A 10,172-nucleotide genomic window follows, 5' to 3' on the forward strand; every position below is an offset into this window, starting at 1 on the left:
CGCGCACCCCGCTGATGTCGCCCCGGTCGCCCACGGCGGCGAACGTGGCTCCCCGTACGAGCAGTTGATTCATCCCCGGTCCCCTCCCTCTTCCCCTGTCCCCATAGCCCCGTCCATGTCGTGCAGCAGGTCCAGCGTCAGCGCGGCGGTCCAGCCGAACCCCGGCGCCCCGCACGCCTCGCCGGTGTCCGGGTCGACGTACTCCGCGAACCCGGAGTCCCCGGCCGCGCGCAGGAAGGCGGTGCGCAGGGCGTCGGCCGCCGCCTTCTCCCCGTGGGTGCGCAGGCCGCGCTCCACCAGCCAGGCGGTGTTGAACCAGGCTGGCCCCCGCCAGTACCGGTTCGGCTCGAACGCCGGTCCCCGTAGGTCGTAGCTCGGTACGAGCCCGGTGCGCGCGGCGAAGTGCGGTCCGCGCAGGGTGTCCAGCAGCGCGCCGGACACTTCGCGGGGGAGGCCGGGGAGCAGCAGCGGGACCAGGCCCGACACGCTCCGCTCGTGGATCGTCCCGCCGCGCAGGTCCCGGCAGAGGAACATCCCGGACGCGTCGTCCCACAGCCGCTCCACCAGGGCCTCGGTCAGCCGCTCGGCGCGGGCGTGCCGGGCGGTGCCGGGGGTGCCCAACTCGGCGGCGATGCGGGCGAGTGCGTGCTCGGAGGCGATCAGCAGGGCGTTGAAGGACGGGTCCTCCACGGTGAACTCCCCGTCGCCGTCCGCGTATGCACCGTCCCGGTAGTCGGCCGCGAGGCGCACGTACCGTCCGTAGTCCAGATCGGTCGGCCGGTCCTCGGGCGCGCCGTGGTCGAGGTCGGCACGGCGGAAGGAGCGGGCCGGGGCCGGGGCGACGCGGGCCAACGGGGCGTCCCAGCAGGGGCTGTTGTCCATGCCCTGCTCCCACGGGTGCACCACCGACACCAGCCCGCCCCCGCCCAGGTCCCGGCGGCGCAGCAGATAGCGGTGCCAGGCGGCCAGCCGGGGATAGACCCGCCCCAGAAAGCCGCGCGCCCAGGACAGGCCGGGATCGGCCCGGTGCACCAGCCAGGCGGCCAGCGCGTGCACGGGTGGCTGCACGATGCCGGACGTCTGTACGGTGCGCGGGGCGCCCGCGGCCCGCCCGGCGGAGGAGGAGCGCCAGAAGTCGGGGCTCGGGAAGTAGGCGTCCAGCGGTACGGAGGGGGAGAAGACGATGTGCGGCACCCGCCCGTCCCCCCACTGCGCCGCGAGCAGCGTCTCCAGCTCCGTCTGCGCCCGCAGCGGCGACAGGTGCCGCAACCCGATGGCGATGAAGGCCGAGTCCCAGGACCACTGGTGCGGATACAGGTGCCGGGAGGGGACCGTAGAGGTGCCCGTCCAGTTGGCCGCCAGCACGCGAGCGGCCCTGACGTGCAGTGATGCCGCCGAGGGCGCGGTGGAGAGCGGGTCGTACACGATCCCGCGCCCGGTGGCACGAGCTGTGAGCTGGGCAGTGCGATCCACTCGGGGCTCCCCGAAGACGTCCGGCCGACCTGGTTCGGTTGTGTCTATCGCAGGGTTACGTCTATTTAACACGCAAAACTCAATATGTAATGCAAACTTGAGGAACACAAGGGGGTGGCATGACCGGAAAGCCCGGCAGGACGGCCAGGGGCGGCGCTCAGACGAGCGCCGGTGACCTGCTCGACCTGGTGCGCAGCGGACGGGCCGTCACACGCGGCGCGCTCCAGCAGATGACCGGCCTCTCCCGTGCCACCGTCGGCCAGCGTCTGGACCGGCTGTTCCGTGCGGGCTGGCTGCGCGAGGGCGCGGGCGGCCCGGTGGACTCCCCGCTCGGCGGCCGCCCCGCCATCACCCTGGAGTTCGACGGCTCGCACGCCGTGGTCCTCGCCGCCGACCTGGACACCCGGCACGCCCGCGCGGCCCTGCTCACCCTGACCGGCGAGATCCTCGCCGAACGCTCCGGCCCTCTGGTGGTCGAGGACGGCCCCGAGACGGTCCTGGACGGCCTGGGCCGCTGGTTCGCGGAACTGCTCACCGAGAGCGGTCACGCTCCCGGGGCGGTCTGCGGCATCGGGCTCGGTGTACCGGGCCCGGTCGACAGCGAGACCGGGCGGGTGGTCCAGCCGCCGATGATGTCCGGTTGGGACGGCTACGACATACGGGGCCGCCTCTCCCGCGCCTTCACCGAGCACACCGGTAGCGGCCCGGTCCCGGTACTGGTGGACAACGACGCCAACCTGATGGCGTACGGGGAGCAGCGCACCGGGTACCAGGACTGCCGGGCGTTCGTACTGGTCAAGGTCTCTACCGGCATCGGCGCCGGGGTGGTGGTGGACGGCGCGGTGTACCGGGGTGTGGACGGCGGCGCGGGCGACCTCGGGCACATCCGGGTCGGCACCGAGGCACTGTGCCGCTGCGGCTCGTACGGCTGTCTCGCGGCCGTCGCCAGCGGTGGCGCGGTGGCCCGCCGGCTGACGGAGGCGGGCGTGCCGGCCGCCTCGGGGTCGGACGTACGGGACCTGCTGGCCGCCGGGCATCCGGAGGCGGCGGCCCTGGCACGGGAGGCCGGGCGCCGGGTCGGGGACGTACTGGCGACCGTCGTCACGCTGCTCAACCCCGGTGTCCTGATGATCGCGGGCGACCTCGCCGGGACGCCCTTCCTGACCGGGGTGCGCGAACTGCTCTACCAGCGGGCGCTGCCCCGCTCCACCGCCCACCTCGACGTCCTCACCGCGAAACTGGGGGAGCGGGCGGGGTTGATCGGCGCGGGCGCGCTGGTCGTCGAGCACCTGTACGCCGCGGAGCGGGTGGAGGAACGGCTCACCGCGCTCGGGGTGTGACGCCCGGGTTTCCGGCCCGGAACGGGGTCCGCATGGTGAAATCCGGTGCCGTGTGGCAGCGTGATTCTCGCCACCCTTGATAAGGGTCGCGCTCAGATGAGCGGATCTTGAGCGGCTGCACTTCTCCAAGGGGTGGCACTCGGTGCCACCTTGTCAGCGTTCAATGATCGAAATCAATCGTGTCGATCACCGCTCATATGAGCATGATGTGGCGTCATCGTGCGCCCCTCCGTTCAAGAAGTGAACACTCGGGTGGCCCTGGCCTTGCCATGCCTTTGCTTTAGATCCTGTGGCAGACGGCTGGTTACAGGCTTATGACGCACGACTGGACGTACCAAGGCGCCTTCGATCTGGGTATGTTCCTCGCCGTCAGGGCAGCCACCGTGGCCTCAAGGAGTCGAGACCCGTGTCGGAAAACAAAGAGCCTCACGTAGCGAAGTTCGTCTACGACTTCACCGAGGGCAACAAGGACCTCAAGGACCTGCTCGGTGGCAAGGGCGCCAACCTCGCCGAGATGACCAACCTCGGGCTGCCGGTTCCTCCCGGCTTCACCATCACCACCGAGGCGTGCAAGGTCTACCTCGACAGCGGCCAGGAGCCCCCGGCACTGCGTGACGAGGTGAGTGCGCACCTCGACGCGCTGGAGCAGCGGATGGGCAAGAAGCTCGGCCAGGCCGACGACCCGCTGCTGGTCTCCGTCCGCTCGGGTGCCAAGTTCTCCATGCCCGGCATGATGGACACCGTCCTGAACATCGGCCTCTCCGACAAGTCGGTGAAGGGCCTGGCCAAGCAGGCCGGCGACGAGCGCTTCGCGTGGGACTCCTACCGGCGCCTGATCCAGATGTTCGGCAAGACCGTCCTCGGCGTCGACGGCGAGCTGTTCGAGGACGCGCTGGAGAAGGCCAAGGAGGCCAAGGGCGTCCAGGTCGACACCGAGCTGGACGCGGCCGACCTGAAGAAGCTCGTCACCGCCTTCAAGAAGACGGTGAAGACCGAGGCCGGCCGGGACTTCCCGCAGGACCCGCGCGAGCAGATGGACCTCGCGATCAAGGCGGTCTTCGAGTCCTGGAACGGCGACCGCGCCAAGCTCTACCGCCGCCAGGAGCGCATCCCCGGGGACCTGGGCACCGCGGTCAACGTCTGCTCCATGGTCTTCGGCAACCTCGGCCCCGACTCGGGCACCGGCGTCGCCTTCACCCGTGACCCCGCCTCCGGGCACCAGGGCGTCTACGGCGACTACCTCCAGAACGCCCAGGGCGAGGACGTGGTCGCGGGCATCCGCAACACCGTGCCGCTCGCGGAGCTGGAGAACATCGACAAGGCGTCGTACGACCAGCTCATGCAGATCATGGAGACGCTGGAGAACCACTACAAGGATCTCTGCGACATCGAGTTCACCATCGAGCGCGGCAAGCTGTGGATGCTCCAGACCCGCGTCGGCAAGCGCACCGCGGGCGCGGCGTTCCGCATCGCCACCCAGCTCGTGGACCAGGGCCTGATCGACGAGACCGAGGCGCTCCAGCGGGTCAACGGCGCGCAGCTGGCGCAGCTCATGTTCCCCCGCTTCGACGAGGAGGCGCGGGCCGAGCAGGTCGGGCGGGGCATCGCCGCCTCCCCGGGCGCGGCGGTCGGCAAGGCGGTCTTCGACTCGTACACCGCGGTCAAGTGGTCCCGTTCGGGCGAGAAGGTCATCCTGGTGCGCCGGGAGACCAACCCCGACGACCTGGACGGCATGATCGCCGCCGAGGGCATCCTCACCTCGCGCGGCGGCAAGACCTCCCACGCGGCCGTGGTCGCGCGCGGCATGGGCAAGACCTGTGTCTGCGGCGCGGAGGAGCTGGAGGTCGACACCAAGCGGCGCCGGATGATCGTGCCGGGCGGCCATGTGGTGGAGGAGGGCGACGTCATCTCCATCGACGGCTCCTCCGGCAAGGTGTACCTCGGCGAGGTGCCGGTGGTTCCCTCGCCCGTGGTGGAGTACTTCGAGGGCCGGATGCACCCGGGCGCGGACGACGCCGACGAGCTGGTCGAGGCCGTGCACCGGATGATGGCCTTCGCCGACCGCAAGCGCCGGCTGCGGGTACGGGCCAACGCGGACAACGCCGAGGACGCCCTGCGGGCGCGGCGGTTCGGGGCGCAGGGCATCGGGCTGTGCCGTACCGAGCACATGTTCCTCGGGGACCGGCGTGAGCTGGTCGAGCGGCTGATCCTGGCCGACACGGAGGCGGAGCGCGAGGAGTCGCTGAAGCAGCTCCTCCCGCTGCAGAAGCAGGACTTCGTGGAGCTGTTCGAGGCGATGGACGGGCTGCCGGTGACGGTACGTCTGCTCGACCCGCCGCTGCACGAGTTCCTGCCCGACATCACCGAGCTGTCGGTCCGCGTGGCCCTCGCCGAGTCCCGGCAGGAGCCGCACGAGAACGAACTCCGCCTTCTTCAGGCGGTGCACCGGCTGCACGAGCAGAACCCGATGCTGGGCCTGCGCGGCGTACGCCTCGGTCTCGTCATCCCCGGCCTGTTCACCATGCAGGTCCGCGCCATCGCGGAGGCGGCAGCCGAGCGCAAGACCGCCAAGGGCGACCCGCGCGCCGAGATCATGATCCCGCTGGTCGGTACGGTCCAGGAGCTGGAGATCGTCCGCGACGAGGCCGACCAGGTCATCGCGGAGGTCGAGGCGGCCACGGGTACCCGGTTGAAGCTGGCCATCGGCACCATGATCGAGCTGCCGCGCGCCGCGCTGACCGCCGGCCAGATCGCGGAGGCGGCGGAGTTCTTCTCCTTCGGCACGAACGACCTCACGCAGACGGTGTGGGGCTTCAGCCGGGACGACGTGGAGGCGTCCTTCTTCACGGCGTACCTGGAGAAGGGCATCTTCGGCGTCAGCCCGTTCGAGACGATCGACAAGGACGGCGTGGGCTCGCTGGTCAAGTCGGCCGCCACGGCAGGCCGTGCGACCCGTCCCGACCTCAAGCTCGGCGTCTGCGGTGAGCACGGTGGCGACCCGGAGTCCGTCCACTTCTTCCACGAGGTCGGCCTGGACTACGTCTCCTGCTCCCCGTTCCGCATCCCGGTGGCCCGCCTGGAGGCCGGCCGCGCGGCCACGCAGTCCACGGGCAGCGACCACCGCTGATCCCCGGAGCCCTCCGTCGGTCCCCGACCCTCACCACCGATCGCCGGCGGGCTCCGGCACCAAAAGAGAGGCGGCACCCTGTGCGGGGGTGCCGCCTCTTTGAGCATGGGGTGGGGCGACTGTCAAGATGCGGCGCTGACCAGGCCAGATGGTGTTAGTTGGCGTTGGTTGTCGTTGAACCTGCGCGGAACTGTTGTGCCCTCCTTGTGCCCTCTGTCGGAGTTGATTCCCGGCAGGCTGAGCCAGGCGCAGTGAACGGACGGCATTGCTCGCTGCCCCGCCGAAGGCAGTCGACTGACCTTCGCTCCGGCCGTGACCCTGGGCGCCGTCCATACGCCTGTGATCATTTTCGTCGGTTGAGTACAGTCCGCCTGCATGGCGAAGAAGAAGAATGAAATCTGGCGTTACTGGGGAATCGCTGCTTTCATAATCGCTATCGCAGGTTGGCTGACTGTCGACATAGGACCCGTCGGTATCGCCGTTTTATCGGCGCTCAGCTTTCTTTAGTTCTTATTTCAGGCGCCTGTGCCGTGCGGTGCGCTCAACCGAGGCGATGTGGAGCAATGCAGAAATAACGGGCGGGGGGTTCTGCGTGGCTGCCACATCAGGCATCATCAGTGGCAAAAACTGAAATCGCTTGTGTTGCTTCGCAGGTGTGCTGTCAGCCCTTACCAGTCAGCGACTGCACTAGGCCAATTACTGAGGACGCCAGGGCGAGAATCGCACTCATACTAGCCAGAGCCGTGGTCGCGTTAGGAAAAGTTCAGATGATATTTGACGAGTTTGCCAGCGCTGATGTCAGGTGCTGACGCTGATGGAGCTGTCCCGACGGCCAGAAGATGAGAACTGGCGGCAAGCAATTCGGGGTACGGTTCCGCCATGCGTGCCCCCTCTGTGGCGGATGCAATCAGCTCATCTGTGGGCCCATCGCCGGGCTGCTGCTCAGCAGCCTTCACCAGCGACCATGCGGGCCCTTCGATTCCAAATACACGCACATTAATAAGTCCGGATGCCTCCAGCTCCGAGGCGAGTTCCTCAGCCCTGTGGAAATAGGGCAAGGTAAATCCGCGCACGCCGTCGTGTACGGCCGTCTCAAGAATGTTGGAGACGGAATCGGGGATTGGCTCCGTGTGGAGATGGGTGTACGTCATGCGGCGTGGATTCCGGTCCCCCCCCCGCCCACGTCGAGCACGCGAGCCGGCGCAGGGGGAAGAAACCGGCGGAGAAGTAGAACCGCATTACGGGCGGGGCCAGTTCGGGAGTCGACATGGCCGCAGTACCGTGCGTACCGGTGGACCAGTCCAGTGTGCGAAGTAGAGGAAACCATGGCTGTTCTGAAGTACGAGGAGATCGCCGAGTCGCTTCGGGCCCGTATCGCCGCTGGTGAGTTCGCCCCCGATCAGACCATCCCGTCCGGCCGAGACCTGGCAGAGCAGTGGTGCGTGTCGCGGGCCACCGCCATCAAGGCTGTGGATGTGCTCCGCAACGACGGCGTCGTGGTGGCCAGGCAGGGGACCGGTTTCGTGGTGACGGAGACACCCGCCGCGAGGGCGCCCGTCGGGCCGGGTCGGCGCGCATCCTCGGCGGGATGCCTTTCCTGCGGGTCGGGGTGCCCGACTGGGTCGACCGCCCGCGCGCGTCGCAGAGGCGTTGGGTCTGCCGCCCGGCGTACTGGCTCTTCGGCGCGTCCGGGTCCTCCAACTCCCCGGTGGGAGGGCCCATAGCTGTGTGGAGGCATGGTTCCCTCCCGAGATCGTGGAGGCGGCACCCCGGCTTTCCGGTGCCGCGCCCATCGCCGAGGGCACGACTCGCTACGTCCGCCGGCAGACCGGGCGTTTCTCGGCAGAAGGAGTGGACGTGATCACCGTGCGGCTCGCCACCGAGGTCGAGGCGGAGCGGTTGGGGGTCTTGGAGGGCAGCGCTGTCGCGGTTCTCCTGCACACGGCGCGCGACGAGGAGGGGCGGCCTCTGGTCTGCGAGGAGGGTGTTACTCCGGCCTCGCTCTTCGAACAGGTAGACACCTACGCGATGTAGAAGAACCTCATCGAAAGCTCGCCATCTCGTGTCGCCGGCACTTGATGCTTCATCAAGTGCTCTGAGCTGCTGGGACATACTTCCCCGTTTATCAAGCCCGGGTTCATCCTTGACCGGACCGGTCCACCGGTCCGATCTGGAGGCGCAAGCCGCATCGCCACATGGCGGAACGGTTCCGGTTGGGGGTGCCCTGGCGCTCCGGCAAATCTTTCCGGACGGAGTCGAGATGCGGTGCGTTCACTGGCGCAGGGTGCCCCTTGACTTGGGGCGGGAAGCCCGAGGGAAGCTGCCGTTGATCACGTCGAGAGGGCGGTGCAGTGCCAACTGTCCACGCACGACGGTGACCACTTCGGTCTCTTCGGTGACGACGGCATGTACGGGGCCGCACTATGCCTCCGCTGGCACGGGACGAGTGAGGCGGAACTCGTCGTACTCCTGGACTGCCCGGCGCGCGGCGATGAGAGCTGCTGTCTGTTCGTCGACCATGCCGAGCAGCACACCTGGGCGGAACTGCCGGAGGAGACCCCGTGCACCAGCTGATCGCGCGCCCGTACGACGGAACCTTCCTGATCGCCCGTCCCGGCTCCGGGTGGACCTGGCGGCCGGCGAGGTGAGCCGTCGCGCTGTTGCACGCCGGTGACTGTTCCCGGATCGGTCCTGGTCATGTGCTCGGCCACACTGGGCACATCGCACACAGCGAGGGCCGAGCCGGGGGGCCGGACGGAAAACCGCGCGGTGCGATCTTCTTGCCACACCACTCTTGTCATCCCTGGGGGGGATCACCATGTCTGCCGTGCTCGCGCGCCACCGCCTCACCTTCCGTGCCGCCGTCGCCACCGCCGCCCTCGCCGGCGCCCTGCTCACGCCGGCCGTCGCCTTTGCCGCCGACGGCCCGTCCGGCGCCGACACGCACTGCACCGCGACGCAGACCATCCCCGCCGCCTTCGGCGGTTGGACGGTCGACCTGACCAACGACCTCTCGGCCGGTCCCAAGGCCGTGCTGAAGGACGACAACGGCAAGACGGTGTCCACCGTGGTCCGTGCCCACACCGAGGACCTCGCCAACGGCCTCAGGATCAAGGACGCGGACACCACCTCCCCGCTCTTCCTCGACCGTTCCCAGGGTGACCCGGCGCCGTGGCGCACGACCCCCTTCCCGGCCCTGCCGACGGACTGCCTGAACACGGGCACGGGCACGGACAGCGGTTCCGGTACGGGGTCCGGGTCGGACACCGGCACCGGTACGGGCACTGGTACCGGCACCGTCACCGTCACCGGCAAGTGCACCGTGCTGCAGACGATCCCCTCCCGCTTCGGCGGCTGGACGGTCGACCTGACCAATGACCTCTCGACCGGCCCCAAGGCTGTGCTGAAGGACGACGAGGGCAACGCGGTGTCCTCCGTGGACCGCAGCCACCCGGAGGACACCGTCAACGGCCTGAAGATCGAGAAGGCGTACAGCACCGCCCCGCTCTTCCTCGACAACAACCAGGGCGGCGACTCGCCCTGGCGCACGACGCCCTTCCCGAAGCTCCCCAAGGGCTGCCTGAACACGGGCACCGGCACGGGTACCGCGAAGCACACCGGCACCGTCACCGCCCGTACCACCACCGGTACCGCGAAGCACACCGGCACCGTCACCGCGCAGGCCCCCACCGCCACGCAGACCAAGGTCGTGCCCACCGGCGCCGTCGCCGCGGGCGCCGAAGGCACCGGCAGCTCGCAGAACACCGCGCTCCTGACGGGCGGCGCGGCCCTGGCCGCAGGCGGTGCGATCGGCCTCGGTCACGTGGTGCGCCGCCGCCGCGTGGGCGTCTGACCCCCCGGCACCACCGCACCTGGCGGGCCACCGGTCGTCACCGGCGGCCCGCCTTCCGCGTCCCCCGCAGCGCAGCCGCAGCCCAGGAAGCCCCGAGGAACCCCGATGAACGCGGACCCAGTTCAGGACACCCCGCCCTCCCGCAGCCGCCTGCGCTGGATCGCGGCCACGGCGACGGCAGCACTGGCCGTCGGCGGCTGGATGACGGTCATCGCCCTGCACGCCGGCACCCCGGCACCCGCCGCACACGGCCCGGCAGCGAACATCACTGCCTCCGCCCCGCCGCCGTCGCTCGCATCCGCGTCCCCACCGGCCCCGCTGTCCGCGTCCGCGCCCGTGCGGGTCCGCATCCCGGCCGCAGGCGTCGACGCCTCGCCCG

6 protein-coding genes and 3 pseudogenes are annotated in these 10,172 nt (G+C 69.6%); 7 read left to right on the top strand and 2 right to left on the bottom strand.

Features of this window, described 5'->3' with window-relative positions; all coding sequences use genetic code 11:
• Positions 1–69: 69 nt before the first annotated feature.
• Positions 70–1,473: an MGH1-like glycoside hydrolase domain-containing protein gene (locus tag CCN33_RS23590; RefSeq protein WP_086695512.1), complete on the bottom strand. Its 1,404-nt coding sequence runs from the start codon at positions 1,471–1,473 to the stop codon at positions 70–72.
• 119 nt (positions 1,474–1,592) lie between these two features.
• Between CCN33_RS23590 and CCN33_RS23595 the strand changes: the two genes are divergently transcribed.
• The 3 genes from CCN33_RS23595 (at position 1,593) to CCN33_RS33585 (ending at position 6,447) form a co-directional block, all read left to right on the top strand.
• The gene (locus CCN33_RS23595) at positions 1,593–2,813 is read left to right on the top strand and encodes an ROK family transcriptional regulator (RefSeq protein ID WP_086695513.1); all 1,221 of its coding nucleotides are present in this window, start codon (positions 1,593–1,595) and stop codon (positions 2,811–2,813) included.
• A 406-nt stretch (positions 2,814–3,219) separates the two neighbouring features.
• Positions 3,220–5,940 (top strand): pyruvate, phosphate dikinase, encoded by a 2,721-nt coding sequence (gene ppdK / locus CCN33_RS23600; RefSeq protein ID WP_086695514.1) that lies wholly within the window; start codon positions 3,220–3,222, stop codon positions 5,938–5,940.
• Between the two features lie 375 nt (positions 5,941–6,315).
• Entirely contained in the window at positions 6,316–6,447 is a 132-nt protein-coding gene (locus tag CCN33_RS33585; RefSeq protein WP_279628197.1) for a hypothetical protein, read from the top strand.
• Positions 6,448–6,692: 245 nt separating this feature from the next.
• Here the strand turns inward: CCN33_RS33585 and CCN33_RS23605 are convergent.
• A pseudogene (locus tag CCN33_RS23605) lies at positions 6,693–7,091 on the bottom strand (hypothetical protein); the annotation flags it as partial.
• Positions 7,092–7,265: 174 nt separating this feature from the next.
• Between CCN33_RS23605 and CCN33_RS23610 the strand changes: the two are divergent.
• From CCN33_RS23610 to CCN33_RS31650, 4 genes and pseudogenes are all read left to right on the top strand, one after another.
• A pseudogene (locus CCN33_RS23610) lies at positions 7,266–7,974 on the top strand (GntR family transcriptional regulator).
• Between the two features lie 312 nt (positions 7,975–8,286).
• Positions 8,287–8,514 (top strand): hypothetical protein, encoded by a 228-nt coding sequence (locus tag CCN33_RS23615; protein ID WP_341866590.1) that lies wholly within the window; start codon positions 8,287–8,289, stop codon positions 8,512–8,514.
• Positions 8,515–8,767: 253 nt separating this feature from the next.
• Positions 8,768–9,793, top strand: a complete 1,026-nt coding sequence (locus tag CCN33_RS32545) for a hypothetical protein (protein ID WP_086695515.1) — start codon at positions 8,768–8,770, stop codon at positions 9,791–9,793.
• 105 nt (positions 9,794–9,898) lie between these two features.
• Positions 9,899–10,172 (top strand): annotated as a pseudogene (locus tag CCN33_RS31650) (hypothetical protein); the annotation flags it as partial.

The sequence above is a fragment of the Streptomyces recifensis genome (assembly GCF_002154615.1).
Taxonomy (GTDB): domain Bacteria; phylum Actinomycetota; class Actinomycetes; order Streptomycetales; family Streptomycetaceae; genus Streptomyces; species Streptomyces griseoluteus.

Excerpts from the sequence above, each read along its gene's own strand:
- CCN33_RS33585 (WP_279628197.1), top strand. The coding sequence starts at position 6,316 with ATGGCGAAGAAGAAGAATGAAATCTGGCGTTACTGGGGAATCGCTGCT.
- CCN33_RS23595 (WP_086695513.1), top strand. The coding sequence starts at position 1,593 with ATGACCGGAAAGCCCGGCAGGACGGCCAGGGGCGGCGCTCAGACGAGC.